The following is a 17,424-nucleotide window of genomic DNA, read 5'->3' as shown; positions in this document are numbered from 1 at the left end:
GGGTCTCCAGGGGGCAGGGCGTGCGGTTGAGGGGGACGGTCGGTTCTCGACTCCTTTGCGGACCTTGAATCTTCGTCACTCCCGACTTGTTCCGGGGTCCACGAAGCCTCGGGTGTGCAGGCTGGAGCCTCTTGTCCACCGAGTGCTGCCAGGTGGATCCCGGGGCAAGCCCGGGGTGAAGGGTGTGGACGTGCGGAATGTCGGCTCTCCACCGCAGGGCGGCTTCCATCCCCCGCCCGAAAGCGGGGGAGGATTCAAGCCCTTAGAGCTCGCCCCAGACGTCCCTGGCGACGTCGATCACGAGCTGCATCTTCGCCGACTGCTGCTCCATCGCGATATCGTTGCCATGGACGGTCGACGAGAAACCGCACTGCGGCGACAGCGCCATCTGATCGAGCGGCATGAACTTGGCGGCTTCGTCGATCCGAGCCTTCACGTCGTCCGCGCTCTCCATGTCGGCGAGCTTGGTGGTGACGAGGCCGAGCACCACGGTCTTGCCCTTGGGCACGTGGCGCAGCGGCGCGAAGTCGCCCGAGCGGGGATCGTCATATTCGAGGAAGTAGCCGTCGACCTTCAGCTCGTTGAAGAGCGTCTCAGCGACCGGCTCGTACCCGCCTTCGGCGGCCCAGGACGAGCGGAAATTGCCGCGGCACAGATGGACGCACACGGTCATGTCGGCCGGCTTGTCGCGGATCGAATCGTTGATGATGCGCGCATAGAGGCGCGGCAGCTCATCGGGGTCCATCCCGCGCTTGCGGGCGTTCTCGCGCTGCGTGTCGTCGCACAGATAAGCGAGGTTCGTATCGTCGAGCTGGAGATAGCGGCAGCCGGCATCGGCGAGGCTGGCGATCTCGGCACGATAGGCGGCCGACAGGTCCTGATAGAATTGGTCGAGGTCGGGATAGGCATCGGCATTGATCGCATCGCGGCCGCCGCGGAAGTGCAGCATCGTCGGCGACGGGATCGTGACCTTCGGCGTCTGGCTGGTGACAGAGGCGAGGAACTCGAAATCGGCGCGCTGAATGTCCTTAGCGTGCTGAACCTTGCCGGTGATGCTCATCACGGGCGGGGCATATTCCAGATCGGTGCCGCCGTGATTGTGGAACTTGACCTGGGTGCCGCCGGTCTCCTCGACACCGTCGAGCTGGAGCAGGAAATCGGTGTGGAAATAGGTGCGGCGGAATTCGCCGTCGGTGATGCCCTTGAGTCCCAGCCCTTCCTGCATCGCGACCACGCCGCGGATCGCTTCATCCTCGACCGCGCGCAGCTCGGCCTTGTCGATGCGGCCTTCCTTGAACGCGGCGCGCGCATCGATCAGCGCCTTGGGGCGCAGGAAGCTGCCAACATGATCGGCGCGGAACGGGGGCTTGGTCATCGAAATCCTCTCCTGCACAATAATTGTACGTAACACATACAAACTTGACTCGATTTGTACGTGTTGCATACAATCCTTGAAACACCGCCGCAAGCGCGAAGGAGAGGATGATGACCTGGATTCCCAATCGCTGGTACGTTGCCGCTTGGGACAGCGAAGTGGATCGCACCCCGCTGGCGCGAACTATCTGCGGCGAGCCGATCATGCTCTACCGCAAGCTGGATCGAAGCGTGGTCGCGATGCGCGACGCCTGCCCGCACCGGCTGCTGCCGCTTTCGATGGGATATAAGGAAGGCGATTCGATCCGCTGCCGCTATCACGGGCTGCTGCTGAGTCCCGATGGCTGCGCGACCGAGATGCCGATCAAGAGCGAGCGCGTGCCCAAAGCGATCTGCGCGCAGCTTTATCCGGTGATCGAGCGGCACCGGTTCATCTGGATATGGGTGGGCGACGCGGCCAAGGCCGATCCGGCGCTGATCCCCGATTTCTGGCCGTGCAGCGCGCCGGGATGGACCTTTGACGGCGGCTACAACCATGTTCGCTGCGACTACCGGCTGATGATCGACAATCTCATGGACCTCAGCCACGAAACCTATGTCCATCAGGGCTCGATCGGCCAGCCCGAGATCAACGAGACCCCGATCGAGACCGAAGTGGATGGTGACGAGGTCCGGGTGCGCCGCTGGATGGCGGGTATCGATCCGCCGCCCTTCTGGCGCGACGCGCTCAAGGCCGATGGGCCGGTCGATCGCTGGCAGATCTGCCACTTCCTCGCCCCCAGCAATGTGCTGATCGATGTCGGCGTGGCGCCCGTCGAGGCGGGGGCGACGCCCGAGCATCACGATCAGGGCGTGCGCGGCTTCGTGGTCGATGCGATGACTCCGGAGAGCGAAACCGCCACGCATTATTTCTGGGGAATGGCGCGCAACTTCGATATCGACGATGCCGGGTTCACCGCGCGGTTCAAGGCGCAGCAGGGGCAGGTGTTCGATGAGGACGTGGAAGTGCTGGAAGCGCAGCAGCGCTCGATCGACGCGAACCCCGACATGAAGCTGCGCGGCTATTCGATCGACGTGGGCACCGTGCGGGCACGCGCGATCATCAGCAAGGCGATCGCGGCGGAGAGCGGGATTGCCGGCTGACTCCAGCGCCCTGGGCGGCCTGAATGACATTCTGGGCCTTCACATCCGGCGCGCGCACGGCGCGGTGCAGCGGCATTTCACCGAGCGATTCGCCGATCTGGGGCTGACGCAGAAGCAGGTCTCCGTGCTGTGGCTGGCGAGCGATCATCCCGGCATCGCGCAGACCGATCTGGCGCGTACGCTCGACATGGACCGGGCAACGACGATGGCGATCGTCCATGCGCTGGAGAAGCGCGAGCTGCTGGAGCGGACCAAGAGCGCATCCGACGCGCGCCGCGTTGCGCTGGCGCTGACCGCTGAGGGACGGGCACTGCTGCGCGACGCGCAGGCGGCAATCGGCGAGCATGAGCGCTGGCTGAAAGAGCGCTTCACCGGCCCGGAATTGGCTACGCTTACAGAGATGTTGCGCAGAATCTATCGTTAGATTGTTGCCCTGCATAACAAAGTCGCGCATTTATCGGCAAATTGCGGAGAGGCGAAAATGGCGAGCGAAGATCCCCGGGCACTGATTGATCGATCCCCAATGTCCCGCTTCCAATGGGGCGTGGTTGCGGTGATGGTCGGCCTCAACGCGCTCGACGGATTCGACGTGCTCTCGATCAGCTTCGCCTCGCCCGGCATCGCCAAGGCATGGGGCATCGACCGCGCGGCATTGGGCCTCGTGCTGTCGATGGAACTGATCGGCATGGCGCTGGGCTCGCTGGTGCTGGGTGGAGTCGCCGATCGCGCGGGCCGCCGGGCGACGATCCTGGGGTGCCTGGTTGTGATGACCGCAGGGATGCTGGGCGCCGCAACCTCGCATGATGTCGTCACCCTGTCGGGGTGGCGCGTGCTCACCGGGCTGGGCATCGGCGGTATGCTGGCGGCGACCAACGCCGCGGTGGCCGAGGCCGCCAATGGCAAGAGGCGCGCGCTGGCGGTGGTGCTGATGGCGGCCGGCTATCCGGTCGGCACGATCATCGGCGGATCGATCTCGGCCGTGCTGCTGCAACATTATGGGTGGGAATCGGTCTTCATCTTCGGGGCGGTCGCGACCGTCGCCTTCATCCCGATCGTATTGTTCTTCGCCCCGGAATCGATCTCGTTCCTAATGCACAAGCGCCCGGCCAATGCGCTGGAACGGGTCAACGCGGTGCTTGCCCGCATGGGCCACGCCCCTGTTGATTCGCTCCCGGATCCCGAGGTGCGCACGCGCAAGGCGGCGGCGACCGAGCTGTTCGCGCCCACGATGGCGCGCGCGACGATCCTGCTGACGCTCGCCTATCTGCTGCACATCATGACCTTCTACTTCATTCTGAAATGGATCCCGAAGATCGTGGTCGACATGGGCTTTGCGCCCGCCGCCGCCGCCGGTGTGCTGGTATGGGCGAGCGTGGGCGGCGCGACGGGTTCGCTGCTGCTGGGCCTGCTCACCGCGCGCGTGCGACTGCTGCCGCTCACGATCGGGGCGATGCTGGCTTCGGTGGCGCTCGTCATCGCTTTCGGCCGGGCGCAGACCGACCTGCACGGCCTCTCGATGGTCGCCGCGGCGGCGGGCTTCTGCACCAATGCCGGGGTGGTTGGGCTATACGCCTTGCTCGCCCGCACCTTCCCCACCCGCCTGCGCGCAACCGCCACGGGCTTCGTCATCGGGGTCGGCCGCGGCGGATCGGCGCTGGCACCCGCACTGGCAGGCCTCCTCTTCGCGGCTGGCTATATGCTGGATAGCGTTGCGGTCCTGATGAGCCTTGGCTCGGCTGTCGCCGCCATCGCCCTGTTCGGCCTGCGGCGTCAGCCGGCTGCGACCGACTGACGCACGCCAGTTAGCGCGGCACTTTGCGGCTGAGTTCGCGCACCAGCGCGGGATCGGTCTTGCAGCTATAGGAGGCCGCGTCGTCCTGCGGGCCGCCGTCATAGCGCGCGGCCTGGGGGAACGGGCATAACGCGCGGGTGAAGCGCGGCCTGTCGCCCTCCAGCTTGGTCGCGATCAGGCGCTCGGGTGCCTTGCCCTGCTCGACCCAGCGGACCAGCGCCCAGAGCACGTCGCGCTCCGGATCTTCGGAGACCACGGGATGCCCCGATCCGCCGAAGCTGTCCGCACCGGGACCGCGCGCGCAATGATACATGCCGGGCACCATGAACAGCCTGACCGATTGATCCACGTTCGGATAGGCATGTGAGAGGCTGGCAAAATAGCCGATGGTCGGCCCGGCATTGGTCGAGGGATCGGCCCAGCCCTGGTAGAGGATCGCCTTCCCGCCCGATTTCAGGAATGGCTGGATCGCAATCTTGTCGGCACGCAGCTCGGGCATCAGCCGGTTCGCAGCCGCAAGATCGGCGCTGCGGCGGAAGCTGTCTTCGTTCCAGTTGGGATCGTTGTACACGCCGTCCGCCCACATCGCACGGAGCAGCGGCGAGGGCGGGCCGGGACGCGTGCGGACGCCCGGATACAGCCCCCAATCCATCGCATTGCCCCGTTCATCGGGCATCGGCCGCACAATGCGATCGAGCATGGCGAGCTTGGGCTTGGAGAGGCAATCCGATGTCTGGCCCGGCTTGCACGCCAGCGTCTTGATCCTGAACGTGCAGCGTAGCGGATTTTCGATGATGCCGTCGGCAACACCGTCCTTCCTGTCGCAGGTGGCAATCGCCTTGCGCTCATAAAGCGCCCAATCCTCATCGCTGAGCGCGCCGGCGGGATCGTGCTTTTGCAGCAACGCCCCCCACATCATACGAACCGATTGCAGCGGCATATACGGGCCCGGTGCACCGGCGATCACGCCGTCATAATCGCCGGGATAATTCTGCATCTCTTTGAGCGCCTGGCGCCCGCCGCCGGAGCAGCCGAGATAATAGCTCTTGTCGACCGGGCGGCCGTAGAATTTCTGCGCGAGCGCCTTTGCCGCCTGCGCGGTCAGGTGGCTGGCGCGATGCTCATAATCGACACGCGCCTTGGTGTTGGACATCCAGCGCGCTTCGCTCTGCTTGTGGCCGCTATCGGTAGTGACCGTGGCGAAGCCCTGCTCCACGCGGCGGCTCATGTCGCTATAGTTGAACACGCCGGCATCGCCGCCGACGCCCGCCCCCAGCAAGCGCCCGTTCCAATTGGCGGGGAGCCAGAGCTCGAAGCCGATATTGCCTTCGATATTTCCTTCGACCCGGCAGAGTGGCACGCGCACCGGCTGGGGCCGGTAGAAGCTTGTCGTCACCGGAGTCCAATCCGGCGCGGGAGCCACCATCGTCGCCTGGACGACCGTGACTCCCCCCGAATGCGCGCCCGCCAATGCAGCACAGCCAGTGACGAGCGCGGTAAGCATCAGAACTTCACCGACCCGGTAAGCGCGAAGACACGCGGGATCGGATTGGCCGACTGGGGATCATAGCCGCCGGCAGTATCGACGAAGGGCGGCTTTTCGTTGAACAGGTTACGCACATCGAACGACAGGTTGAACCGTTCGCCGAAATCATAGCCGATGAGCAAATCGACCGTGTCGTAATTGCGGATCTTCTGGATCGGGTTGACGGTGGTGTTGTTATAGCCGCCCAGGTGGTTCCAGGTCAGCCGGCTCTTCAGCCCGCCGATCCGCGCCCCAATATCCGCCTGGCTGCGGAACCGCTGGGTGAAGCCGAACGTGTCGACAACCTTGGTGAAGCCCGCACCCGGCACCGGCTCGAACTGATAATCGAGGAGATAGGTGCCCTGGACGCCGGCATCGAGTTCGACTCCACCCCAGTTCCACCGGTAGCTTGCCGCGAAATCGAGGCCGCGCATCAGCGAGGTGCCCAGATTCTGGCGGCGGCCATCGGCGATGAACGTAACCAGCGACTGATTGATCGCGGCGTTGATCGGCAGGCCCGAACTGACCAGCGCAGAGATTTGCGCCGCCGTCGGGCTCAGGTTGCGGAAGTTGGTGTATAACGGGCTGGTGAGCAGCCCGGCCGTGCCGCGCAACGCCTGGATCTGATTGGTGTAGTCGATCCGGAAATAATTGAGCGATGCGACCAGACCGGGAACCGAGCTGGGCGCGGCCTCGACGCCGAACGACCAGGTCTTGGCCGTCTCTGGCTTCAGATTCGGATTGCCGCCCGCGATGCCGATGCCCTGGATGTTGCCGCCGCCCGGTCCGGGCAGCGTATCGAAGTACAGGCCGGCACCGCCACCAATCGTGGAAACCTCAGTAAAGGTCGGCGCACGGAACGAGGTGCCATAGGTGCCCTTGAGCGTGAGCCCATCGACCGGCTTGTAGGTGAGGCCGATCTTGGGGTTCGTGGTGCTGCCGAAATCGCTGTATTTCTCGTACCGCAGCGCAAGGCTGAGGTTCAGGCGCTCAAGCCCCGGCGACGCATTGCCCGCGCCGACGATCGGCACGAACAATTCGCCGAACAGCGCATCGACGTTGCGGCTGCCATCGTCATTGACGCTGACCGGCGCGGCCGCGCGACCGGTGATCAGATCGGTATAGGTATATTCGGTGCGGTGCTCCGCGCCGACGGCGATGCGGACATTGCCGCCCGCCATCTCGAACAGCGATCCATCCAATTGCGCGTTGACGACATCGAGCTTGGTGCGCCCGATGATGACGAACTGGTTGTCGGTGATCGTCGCGATCGTGGCAGGGTTGTTCGCACCACCGAACACATTGAGCGCAGTCGCCGGATTGGTGTCGTTCAGCGCAGCCTGAAGCAAGCCTCCGTTCACGCCATTGCGGCGGCGCTCATCGATTTCCTCGGCTTCGCCGTGCGAATAATAGATGGTCGCGCGGAAATCACCGAAGGGCCTGAATTCCACGCCGCCGATGCCGTTCCAGCTCGTCGCGCGATAAGGGCGAGAGATCACGCCGATCTGCGGGAAGAGCGAATAGGACACGGTGACGCAGCGCGCACCGGCAGGCGCGCCCACGCTTGCGGCGCAAAGCGGCGGGGTGACCCCGGCCGGCGCGACATAGAAGGGATTGGTGCTCGGCACCGTGGCGTTGACGTTGGCCAGCAGCGGGATGGTGCCGGTGCGGCGCGACCAATAGCCATCGGCAAAGACGCGGGCGACATCACCGATTTCCTGGCTGATATTGCCGACGAAGCTCACGCGCTCCTGATCGGGGATCACTTCGGTCGCGCCGTCATAGAAGCAGCGGTTCACCGTGCCCGCAGTCAGCGCACCCGCATTGGCGGTCGTCACGCCTCCACTGGGGATTGCATAGGTCGTACCGCTGATCGTGATCGTGCCGGGATTGCAGTTGGTGCCCCGCAGATCGCGTCCGCCGCGCGGCCGATTGTCGTTCTGGAAGAAATCCAGCTCGCGGCCATAAAGCGGGGTGTTCTTCGAATATTCGCCGGCGACAGTGATGTAGCCGCCGTTCCATTTGTGCCCGGCAAGCCCCGCGACCTGATACTCCTTATAGTCGCCATCGGTCATCCCGTAGCGCCCGCGCACTTCGAAACCGGAGAAATTGCGGCGCGGAATGAGGTTGACCACGCCCGCGATCGCATCCGATCCGTAGATTGCCGAAGCGCCGTCCGCGACGACTTCGACGCGGCCGAGCATGAGCGAGGGGATCACCGAGGGATCGGTGAATTGGCCCTGCGTGCCCATCGGCGGGAAGCGCTTGCCGTCATACAGCAGCAGCGTGGCGTTGGTCGAAAGGCCGCGCAGGTTGATGCCCGCGCCACGCGTGGCGTTGGCCGCGCCGTTTTGCGCCGAACCGCCGGCGCGATTCGCACCAAGCGAGACGACCTGGGGAACACGGCGCAGCAAATCGTTGGTGGAAACGACCGGCTCCTCCAGGATCTGCGCGGAATCGATTCCGATCACGTTCGAGCCGACCGGTTCGATGCCGCGAATGCGACTGCCGGTGACGGTGATCTCATCGCCCGGCTGGGCCTGGCTAGCCGACGTGCTCGTCTCGGGCAGGTCCTGCGCGGCCGCCGGGGCGGCGATGCTCAGCGCGAGCGCGCCAAGGGCTGCGTGCGCCAGCAGCCGATTGCGATTGGCAGTGTTGGTCATTTCGTCTCTCTCCCATTTCCCGCCTCCCGCTTGATTTCGCGGTTCGGCGCAATTGATGTCAGGCCGTCTCCGCTCTTGCGGATTCGACCGGCCGCGACAGCCGCGGCGCTAGCGAAAGCAGAACAATGGCGCCGATCAGTATTCCGGCTCCGACGAGCTCGGCGGGGCGCGGCGCGGGCAGCCCCCAGATCCAGGCGAGCAGCAAGGCTCCCCCCACACCCGCGACCAGGCTGGCGGCCCGTTCGAGGGGTACGCAGTACGCATTCTCCCGCGGATCAAGCAGGATGATAATGGCAAATACCGAGACGATCGTCAGCGTGACGCCGATGCCGAGCAGCGGCAGGATTACCGGGTCAGTCCATACCGACAGGAAGCCCCAGCCGAGCGCCCCGGACTGCGAGCCGAAGCCCGATGCCGAGATCGCGGCAAGCACCGCCACCGAAAATGGCAGCGCGAAGACCTTCTCCTCGACGAAATACTGGCGGACCGACGCCGGGTCGCCGCTCTTCGAGATCTTCGTCATGACGATGAGGCGGACGAAGTAGCCGACGGTGTAGAGAATGACCGTGAGGATCGCGAGCGGCGGCAGATAAAGCCCGCCCCGGTCCTTGAGCGTGATCACCATGGCGACCAGCACCATCACCAGCGCCGTCCAGCTCCACCAGCGCACGCGGCGGCCAAAGATCAGGTCGACGATCGGCGCGATGAGCAGGATGTCCCCGCGCATCAAGAGCTGGATGAAGGGGATGCTGACGCCTTCGAAGGTGAAGGAGAGCGGTACGGTGAACAGCACCAGCCCGGTGCCGAGCCCCGAATAAAAGGTATATTTGGTCGGCACGGGGATGCGGCGGCCAAGCACCATCACCCCGTGCGCGTCCTTGTGCCAGCCCGACCACCAGATGAAGAGATAGGTCAGCACGGTGCTGATGATCAGTGAGGCGGGCAGTGTCTCGAGGCCCGTGAGCGGCCGGCCCAGCCCCGGATGCACCGTGGTGGTCACCAGCTTGGTGATGATGACGTTGGGCAGATAGGCGATCAGATAGAGGAAGACATAGCCTTCCAGCGGGAAGCCCCCGGTCGCCTTGCCCGCGCTCATGCGGCTTGCTCCAGGACGACCATGTCACTCTCCACGCGGTAGCGGGCGTTGAGCCCCGCTTCTTCTGTTACGGCCGCCATGTAATCGACGACTTCGGCATGCCGTTCGCTGCCCGGCGCCATGAAGCGCGGCACGGCATCGCGATCGATGTAGAGCGGCAGGAAGCCCGAGCGGACGATTCTGCCATCCGCAATATCCAGCCGGGCGACCATGGAAAGCCGTGATGCCTTGGGGAAATTGTAGAGGCTCTCGAAATCCGGCTCCCATTCCTCGGCAAGCACGCGGATCTCGTTGAAGCTTTTCGACGCGGCATGGACCGGGTCCATCCTGAGATCGGTCGCAAAGTTGCACAGCGAGTAGAAGACGGGCTTGCCGTCCATCACCTCACACCCCTTCAGGATATGCGCATGGCCGCCCAATATGGCGTCGGCACCGGCGGCAATCGCGGCGCGCGCCACGTCGCGCTGATAATCGGCGATCGAGGCGCGGACGAAATGGATGCCCCAATGCTGGGATACGATGACCACGTCCGCCTCGGCCTTTGCGGCGCGAATGTCGGCCTCCATCGCGGCCAGATCTTCGCGATGCGGATAGGTGTGGATGCGCGCGGGCGTGCCGGGCTGATCGTGCTCGATCTGCTCGTAGATGGTATGCGCGCGCATCGGCGTGCAGCCCGGGCGGCGCTCATCGGCCCAATATGAGTGCGGCAGGATGCTGCAATATGCGAGCACCGCCACCTTCGTCCTATCGCCCAGCGTGAAGAAGACCGGCTTGCGCGCCTCGGCGATGTTCGCGCCCGCGCCGACGGTCTTCACACCGGCGGCGTGCAAATTCGCCTCGGTCTCGAAGAACGCGTCATTTCCCCAATCGAGCACATGATTGCCCGCGAGCGAGACGATATCGAATCCCGCGCGGCCAAGCGCCGCAGCGCCATCCGGGCGAGCGAGCACGGCATGGCGCGCCTGAGGTAGGCGCACGCCCTTTTCGGCAAAGCTCGTCTCGATCTGGCCGAAGGTGATGTCGGCAGCGGCGAGCACGTCGCGCGTGTCGGCGAAGCTCTCGTCGTAATTGTCGCGGTCCATCGCGAGATCGCCGACTGCGAGGAAGACATGGCTCATGCCGCAGCACCTTCGAACGCGATCGGTGCGGTGAGCGCGCCGATCTCGGGGAAGCGGGTGGGCTTGGGTTCGCCGCTCAGCGTAAAGCCGGGAGCGGCGGCCAGCAGTTCCTCGACGGCGACAATCAGTTCCAGCCGGGCCAGCCCTGCGCCGATGCAGGTGTGCGGACCCCGGCCGAACGCGAGCGAATCTTTCATGTTGGGGCGATTGAGCCTGAATGTCTCGGGATCGTCGAAAACATCCGCATCGCGATTGGCGGAGGCATAGACCAAGGCGATCGGCTCACCTGCATGGATGCAGCGCCCGCGAATGGTGACGTCTTCCACGGCAGTGCGCGCAAAGCCGCGATACGGGGTATAGAGGCGCAGGAATTCATCGACCGCCGCCGGGATCAGCGACAGATCGGCGCGCAACTGCGACTGCAGCGCACGATCGCGGCCGAGATGGACAGCGATCGAGCCGATCAGCACGCCGGGCGCGATGATGCCGACGACCAGCACCTGCCGGATGGTGCCGACGATCAGCTCCTCGGGCAGCGGCTCGCCATCGACGCGCACGGCAAGCAGCGCGCTCGTTGCGTCCTCATCCTCCGGCATCGTATTGGCGCGGCGATCGGCGACGATCTGGCGGGCCATGTCGTAGAGGACGAGACTCGATTCCTTGGTTGCGTCCATATCTGCGGACTGCACCGCGATATTGTAGCGCTGCCCCACCCGGGTGAGCTCGGCCACCGCATCTTCGGACAGGTTCATCCAGTGCGCGAAGGTAGCGATGGGCATGTGCGCGGAATAATCGGCGACGGCGTCTCCCCCGCCTTGGGCGACCATCTTCTCCAGCAGATCGCGGCAAATCTTGCGAACGACCGGCTCCAGGCGGGCGATGCGACGGTCAGTGAAAAGCGGGGCGAGCGCACGGCGATAGGGGGTGTGTTCGGGCGGATCGAGGTGCAGCGGCGGACGGCGGCCGGTGAATGCCACCTTGGGGATCACATTCTGCTTCGACGTGATGAAGGTCTTCCAGTCGCTGGCGGCTGCGGCGACGTCCTCATGCTTCATCAGCGCCCAGAAACCGCCCCAGGCATCGCTGTGCGCGACCGGACATTCGGCGCGCAGCCTGGCATAATCGGCGCTCGCGCTATCGAAAGTCTCGGGCAGCAAGGGATCGAAGTCATGCGACATAACAATATCGCTACCGTGCAATGAAAGCGCTTGCAAGCGCAGTTTTTGCATAAGCGGTGGCATATTGCGTAAAGGAGGGTCATGGCACCCCGCGCACCCCGATTGGACGATGTCGCCGCTCAGGCAGGCGTATCCGCTGCTACCGTTTCGCGATTTCTCAACAATCCGGAGGTGGTCGCGAAAGCGACCGCCGAGCGCATCCGCGCGGCGATCGCGGCGACCAGCTATGTCCCAAACATGGCCGCCGGCGCGCTGGCGGGGAGCCGCACAAGGCTGATCGCGGCGCTCGTGCCGGACATCGCCGCTTCGATCTTCAACGACACCGTCGAATCGATGATCGACGGGCTGGCCAGCGACGGCAACAGCGTCGTCCTGGCGCTGACCGGTCCCGACAATGGAAGGCTCGAAGCCGAGATCAACATGGCGCTGGCAAGGCGGGTGGATGCGATCATCCTGACCGGCATCGTCACCAATGCGGAGATGCGCGAAAGGCTGCGCGCCAATCCCGTCACCGTCATCGAAACCTGGGGTCTGCCTGAGGAGCCGATCGATGTAGCGATCGGCTTTTCGCACCGCGCTGCGGGCGAGGAGATGGCGCGATTCCTGCGCGGACGCGGCTATCGGCGGCCCCATCTGGTGGTGCCGCGCTCCAGCCGCTCCGAACGCCGCGCAATGGGCTTCACCGATCGCTGGGTGCGCGATGGCGGCGTCGATCCAACGCGGCTGGAAGTCAATGTGCCGAGCCATTTCGGCCAGGGACGCCTCAGCTATCGCGCGCTTGCCGATCTGCCCGAGCGGCCCGATGTGGTGGTCTGCGGATCGGACTGGATCGCGCAGGGGCTGATCATCGAAGCCCAGGCGGCAGGCATCCGCGTGCCCGATCAGCTAGCCGTCACGGGCTTTGGCAATCTGCGAATGGCGGGCGACATGCGGCCGACAATCACCTCCGTCGATATCGATGGCGGACGAATCGCGCGCGAGGTGCTGCGCGTGCTGCGCGCACGGGCGGCGGGCGAGACCACCGAGACCAAGATCGACGTGGGATTCAGGGTGATCGCACGCGAAAGCGCGTGAAATCGCTTGCATTTGCCCGACGCGATTGAATAGCTCTTCTGCATAACAATGTTCGGGAGAGTGGAATGCGCTACGGATTTGCCTTGCTCGCGCTGGTAGCAACGAATGCAGTGGCCCAGCAGGCGCCGCAGGCCCCACCCTCCGGCGAGGCCGCCGCGCGCGCCGCAGCCAATGCGCTGCCCGACACGCCCGGCACCGGTGCCTATCCGGCGATCAAGCAGGTCGATCCCGGGCTGGTAAATCATGTCGTCTATCGCCCGGCCAACCTCGACGCGCTGGGCAACCGCAAGCTGGGCGTGCTCGTCTGGGGCAATGGCGGGTGCAGCGATGACGGCGCCGGCGCGCGCTTTCATCTCGCCGAAATCGCCTCGCATGGCTATCTCGTCATTGCACCCGGCAAGATCCTGAGCGGCCCCGGCGCCGCCCAGCGACCCCAGCCGCGTACCGCCGAACCCAGGAAGCTCGCCGTCGAAACCACCTGGGACGACGTTCGCGTCGGCATTGACTGGGCGCTCGCCGAGAATGGCCGCCCGGGCAGTCCCTATCAGGGGCGGATCGATCCGAAGATGGTCGCGGTCGCCGGGCATAGCTGCGGCGGCCTCCAGGCGCTTCAACTCGCGGGCGACCCGCGGATCGGCGCGGTGATCGTGCACAATAGCGGCATCTTCACGGACGGCACCAATCCGATCGCCGGGATGACCGTGGACAAATCGTTGCTCAAGACGCTGCACACCCCGGTGCTCTATGTGCTAGGCGGCCCGGGCGACGTGGCCTATCCCAACGGCACCGACGATGTGCGCAGGATCGAGCATGTGCCGGTGATGCTTGCCGATCTGAATGTCGGGCATGGCGGCACCTTCCGCGAGCCTAATGGCGGCGTGGTTGCGCAGGTCTCGGTGCGCTGGCTCGACTGGCAGCTGCGTGGCGACGCGAAGGCGGCAAAGACCTTCAAGGGCGCGGATTGCGGGCTGTGCACCGACAAGGCGTGGACAATCGAGAAGAAGCGGATCGACTAGCGGCGCAAGGCCCGCGTCGCTCGCGGGCCAGCCGCCATGCAACAAGCCGGTACTGGCTGGTATCGATGAAGAAATTGCGGGGGAAGAGGGATAGCGGTCCGTTTCGTCCCGCTTGAATCATGTACCTCGCAGGGGGACTTGCGGCAAGCCTAGGCCCCTGCACCATAAGGCCGGCCCTTGATTCGCATCGAGAAAGGCCACCCACATGTCCGCAGCCCCAACCGTATTCCGCCAATCGTTTCTCCACGGAACGCGCGCTGATCTCAGCCCCGGCGACCTGCTCGTCACCGGCCGTGCTTCCAACTACAGAGAGGAACGGCCGCTCAACTGGGTATATTTCACCGCGACGCTCGATACGGCGGCCTGGGGCGCTGAACTGGCGGTTGGTGACGGCGCGCCTCGTATCTATCTCGTCGAGCCGACCGGCGACGCCTTCGATGACCCGAACGTCACAGACAAGCGCTTTCCGGGGAATCCGACTCTATCCTATCGCACCCAACAGCCCGTGCGGGTGCTGGGCGAGGTCGTCGGGTGGACCGGCCACGACGCCGCAGTGATTGATCAACGGCGCAGCGATCTCGCCAGACTTCGCGCGGAGGGTCAGGACGTGATCATCGATTGATCCGACCCAGTCGCCGCCGCGACTATCGCCCCTCCCTGCCCCGCACGAAAGGCCGCAGCATGGGTGGGGGCGTATGGGGCACGAAGTCGGCAGGCGCGGCACCCCATTTGCCGCGCGCCAGCCGGTCGTCGAGGAAGCGTATCGATGCCATCACGGCCTCGGGCGTGAAGGTGCAATGGCCCGCACCGCGCACATAAACGCTCTTCACGTCGCGGCCCATTGCAGCCTCTGCATAGCCGCGCTGGAGCGAGGGTGAGGTCAGGCCGTCGCCGATCATCTGCACCGCGAGCAGCGGCACGCGGGGCTGCGCGTTTGGCGTGTAATTGCGGACCATATATTTGACCGCTTCCGGCTTGGCCATGATGCGCTCGCCCCCATTCAGGCGCGCCAAGTCGGCATCGAGATCGACGCCCGCCTTGCGGTACAGCGCTGCGACCATATCGCGGCGGCCTGAGAGCGCGAGTTGCTTGCGGTAATCCACGCCGGTGTTCCACGAAAATGCGCCGCCGGTGCGCCGTTCCTGATCGGTGCGCGGCAGGAAGATGCCCATTGCAAAGCTTCGGCCGATCTCTTCCGCCTGCCCTTCGTAATCGCTTGCATCTGGCTCGGGCTTGTCGCGACTCGTCCAGCCGGGGATACCGCCAAGCACCCCGGCAAGCGCAATGCGTGCGCGCCCCTCAGGAGTCTTCATGGCTGCCGCAAGCGCATCACTGACGCGCTTTGCATTGGCGCGATCGTCATCGACATCGACCAGCCGGATCCCCGCATCGGGCGCAACCAGCGTGCGGAAGGCATAAGCGCCGTCGAGCGCCATGTTCATCATGCCTACCGCGCCACCGATCGATGCGCACATTGCCAACGCGCCTTGGATCGCGGGCTTCTGCTGCTCGGCCAACGCGGTGCTGACGAGCCCGCCCATGGAATAGCCCCATGCTATCACACGCTTCGGCTTGGAATGGGCCGCAGCGAAAGCGGCGATGGTCGCGCGCTGAGCCGGCACGGCTTCGGCCAGCGCCCAGCCGCCCGCACCATAATCCGAGCCCGCAATGGCATAACCGGCAGCGAGCAATTGCTGGTTCATCCCCCCCCCTGCGGCCTCGGGCGATCCGGCATTGGGGGAATAGCCGCGGCTCCACAGCAGCAGCGTGCCGTTCCAGTTGGCGGGGATTTCCGCCACCCATTTGGCGCCGCTGGGCAAGGTGCCCGACAGCGTCCGGGCGGCCGGATTTTGCTGCGCAGCCAATGGTGTGGCCGCCGGGAGCGAAACCGCTGCGGCGAGCATGCATGGCAGGGCCAGTCCGAAGCGCAGCAATTCTCTCTCCCATTTTCTACTTGCGTCGAGGATAGTTCCGATGAAAGCGGTTGCAAAGAATGTTTTGCGACAAAACAGAATCGGGCCTGTCGGGGCGGATCGCGGCGCATATCGCGGATGTGCGCTACGACGCGCTGCGTGAAGGCACGCGCCATGCAACTCGGCGCGCGCTCCTCGATGCACTGGGCGTCACGCTGGCAGCAAGCGGGCTTGCTGCTGAGGCCATGCCCTATCGCCGGCTCGCGCTTGCCCAGGGCGCGGGGCCCGCGCGAATCATCGGCACGGACAGGCGCGCTCATCCCATCGCCGCCGCCTTCGCAAATGGCGCGCTGGCGCATGCGATGGATTTTGGCGACGCCTATGATCGGGGCGCGGCGCACCCAAATGCGGCGCTGGTTCCGGCCCTGCTTGCGCTGGCGGACGCCGATTCGGGTATAGATGGCGGCCATTTCCTGGCCGCGATGGCTGCGGGCAGCGATCTCGCATGCCGCCTGTCGATCGCGCCAAAGGGTACGTTCGAGGAGGGCGGCTGGTATCCGCCCGCGCTTGTCGGGCTGGTCGCCTCCGCCGCCGCCTGTGCCAAGCTGATCGGGCTGGGCGCAGACGGCATCCGCGACGCGATGGGGCTGGCGATGCTCTCAGCGAGCTTCCCCGGTGAAATCAAATATGACCCCATTTCGCCTTTGCGAGGCGTGCGCGAAGGCTTTGCGGCGCGGGGAGCAGTGGAGGCCGCGCTGCTGGCGCAGGCGGGCGCACACGCCTTCGCCGAGCCGCTGGAAGGGCGCGCGGGCTTCTTCGCGGTCTATGCCGGCGGCGGGCCGACCGAGGCGCTTACCGGTGATCTCGGCACGCGCTTCCTGGGGGACGAGGTGAGCTTCAAGCCCTGGCCCTGCTGTCGGGGAACGCATGCCTATATCGAGGCGGCGCTCACGCTCCGGCAGAGCGTGGACTGGCGTGAGATTGAGCGCGCCGAGGCGGAGATCGGTCCGGTTCAGGAGATGCTGATTCGCCCGCACGCCGCAAAAGCCGCGCCGGAGAACGCGATCCAGGCGAAATTCTCGATTCCCTTCACCACGGCCCACGCGCTGATCCATGGCGCGGTCTCGCTCGATTCGTTCGGGGATATGGCGCGAGCGGACGGTGATGTGCGGGCGCTCGCCCGGCGCGTGGTGGAACGCCGCAACCCCGAGTGGGGCCGCGAGCATGCCGCCAGCGGATCGCTGACGCTGTTCCTGCGCTCCGGAGAGCGGCTGGAGTACGCCGTGCCGCAAGCGGCGGGCCATCCGGGAAATCCGCTGCCGGATGCGGCGTTGGTCGAGAAGTTCATCCTCTGCGCCGGGCGCGCCGCCATGCCGCTCGATGCGCCGCAAGCGGCTGGAGCCGCCGCCCGAATTCTCGATCTCGGCCCCGGCGTGCCCGCATCAAACCTGCTGCAATCTGAAGGATATTCGTCTGAAATAAGCTTGCGAACGGATTTCGATTAAGCTATCTGGCATAACAATTGGAGGAGA

At 65.3% G+C, this 17,424-nt stretch carries 14 protein-coding genes; 7 read left to right on the top strand and 7 right to left on the bottom strand.

The genetic code is table 11. The features are described 5' to 3' along the window. Window positions 1-262: 262 nt before the first annotated feature. Complete coding sequence (locus SSO01S_RS13625) at window positions 263-1,375, bottom strand: 5-methyltetrahydropteroyltriglutamate--homocysteine S-methyltransferase (protein WP_066799627.1); 1,113 nt, start codon at window positions 1,373-1,375, stop codon at window positions 263-265. 110 nt (window positions 1,376-1,485) lie between these two features. Between SSO01S_RS13625 and SSO01S_RS13620 the strand changes: the two genes are divergently transcribed. The 3 genes from SSO01S_RS13620 to SSO01S_RS13610 all read left to right on the top strand — a co-directional run bounded on the left by SSO01S_RS13620 (window position 1,486) and on the right by SSO01S_RS13610 (window position 4,309). After that, window positions 1,486-2,517, top strand: coding sequence for a Rieske 2Fe-2S domain-containing protein (locus tag SSO01S_RS13620; protein ID WP_245646777.1), 1,032 nt, complete (start codon window positions 1,486-1,488; stop codon window positions 2,515-2,517). Continuing rightward, window positions 2,507-2,941: a Saro_0803 family transcriptional regulator gene (locus SSO01S_RS13615; protein ID WP_066799623.1), complete on the top strand. Its 435-nt coding sequence runs from the start codon at window positions 2,507-2,509 to the stop codon at window positions 2,939-2,941. The genes SSO01S_RS13620 and SSO01S_RS13615 overlap by 11 nt, the downstream gene beginning before the upstream one ends. A gap of 99 nt (window positions 2,942-3,040) precedes the next feature. Further along, window positions 3,041-4,309, top strand: a complete 1,269-nt coding sequence (locus tag SSO01S_RS13610; protein ID WP_439646572.1) for an MFS transporter — start codon at window positions 3,041-3,043, stop codon at window positions 4,307-4,309. A 10-nt stretch (window positions 4,310-4,319) separates the two neighbouring features. On the opposite strand, the gene SSO01S_RS13605 is transcribed toward SSO01S_RS13610, so the two are convergent. Genes SSO01S_RS13605 through SSO01S_RS13585 form a run of 5 tightly spaced genes read right to left on the bottom strand, consistent with a single transcriptional unit; the run spans window position 4,320 to window position 11,889 of the window. Continuing rightward, window positions 4,320-5,813 carry a tannase/feruloyl esterase family alpha/beta hydrolase gene (locus SSO01S_RS13605; protein WP_066799618.1) on the bottom strand — a complete coding sequence of 498 codons (1,494 nt, stop codon included), beginning with the start codon at window positions 5,811-5,813 and terminating at the stop codon, window positions 4,320-4,322. Next, complete coding sequence (locus tag SSO01S_RS13600) at window positions 5,813-8,497, bottom strand: TonB-dependent receptor domain-containing protein (RefSeq protein WP_066799616.1); 2,685 nt, start codon at window positions 8,495-8,497, stop codon at window positions 5,813-5,815. Before SSO01S_RS13600 ends, SSO01S_RS13605 begins: the two co-directional genes overlap by 1 nt. Before the next feature lie 58 nt (window positions 8,498-8,555). Next, window positions 8,556-9,593, bottom strand: a complete 1,038-nt coding sequence (locus SSO01S_RS13595; protein WP_066799614.1) for a DMT family transporter — start codon at window positions 9,591-9,593, stop codon at window positions 8,556-8,558. Next, complete coding sequence (locus SSO01S_RS13590) at window positions 9,590-10,711, bottom strand: CapA family protein (RefSeq protein ID WP_066799613.1); 1,122 nt, start codon at window positions 10,709-10,711, stop codon at window positions 9,590-9,592. Before SSO01S_RS13590 ends, SSO01S_RS13595 begins: the two co-directional genes overlap by 4 nt. After that, window positions 10,708-11,889 carry a cytochrome P450 gene (locus SSO01S_RS13585; protein ID WP_066799612.1) on the bottom strand — a complete coding sequence of 394 codons (1,182 nt, stop codon included), beginning with the start codon at window positions 11,887-11,889 and terminating at the stop codon, window positions 10,708-10,710. The genes SSO01S_RS13590 and SSO01S_RS13585 overlap by 4 nt, the downstream gene beginning before the upstream one ends. 81 nt (window positions 11,890-11,970) lie before the next feature. On the opposite strand from SSO01S_RS13585, the gene SSO01S_RS13580 reads away from it, so the two are divergent. From SSO01S_RS13580 to arr, 3 genes are all read left to right on the top strand, one after another. Beyond that, window positions 11,971-12,963 carry a LacI family DNA-binding transcriptional regulator gene (locus tag SSO01S_RS13580; protein ID WP_066799610.1) on the top strand — a complete coding sequence of 331 codons (993 nt, stop codon included), beginning with the start codon at window positions 11,971-11,973 and terminating at the stop codon, window positions 12,961-12,963. A gap of 65 nt (window positions 12,964-13,028) precedes the next feature. Further along, window positions 13,029-13,979 carry an alpha/beta hydrolase gene (locus SSO01S_RS13575; RefSeq protein WP_245646775.1) on the top strand — a complete coding sequence of 317 codons (951 nt, stop codon included), beginning with the start codon at window positions 13,029-13,031 and terminating at the stop codon, window positions 13,977-13,979. Between the two features lie 205 nt (window positions 13,980-14,184). Beyond that, window positions 14,185-14,601 (top strand): NAD(+)--rifampin ADP-ribosyltransferase, encoded by a 417-nt coding sequence (arr, locus tag SSO01S_RS13570; protein WP_066799608.1) that lies wholly within the window; start codon window positions 14,185-14,187, stop codon window positions 14,599-14,601. A 22-nt stretch (window positions 14,602-14,623) separates the two neighbouring features. Here the strand turns inward: arr and SSO01S_RS13565 are convergent, their stop codons facing one another. Continuing rightward, window positions 14,624-15,913 carry an alpha/beta hydrolase gene (locus SSO01S_RS13565; RefSeq protein ID WP_157073783.1) on the bottom strand — a complete coding sequence of 430 codons (1,290 nt, stop codon included), beginning with the start codon at window positions 15,911-15,913 and terminating at the stop codon, window positions 14,624-14,626. 59 nt (window positions 15,914-15,972) lie between these two features. On the opposite strand from SSO01S_RS13565, the gene SSO01S_RS13560 reads away from it, so the two are divergent. Then, a complete protein-coding gene (locus tag SSO01S_RS13560) occupies window positions 15,973-17,397 on the top strand; it encodes an MmgE/PrpD family protein (protein WP_066799604.1) in 1,425 nt (474 codons plus the stop codon). The last annotated feature ends 27 nt before the right edge of the window (window positions 17,398-17,424 follow it).

The sequence above is a fragment of the Sphingomonas soli NBRC 100801 genome (assembly GCF_001591025.1).
Classification (GTDB): domain Bacteria; phylum Pseudomonadota; class Alphaproteobacteria; order Sphingomonadales; family Sphingomonadaceae; genus Sphingomonas; species Sphingomonas soli.
Note: the sequence above shows the minus strand (reverse complement) of the source record. Positions and strands in the feature narration are given on the sequence as shown.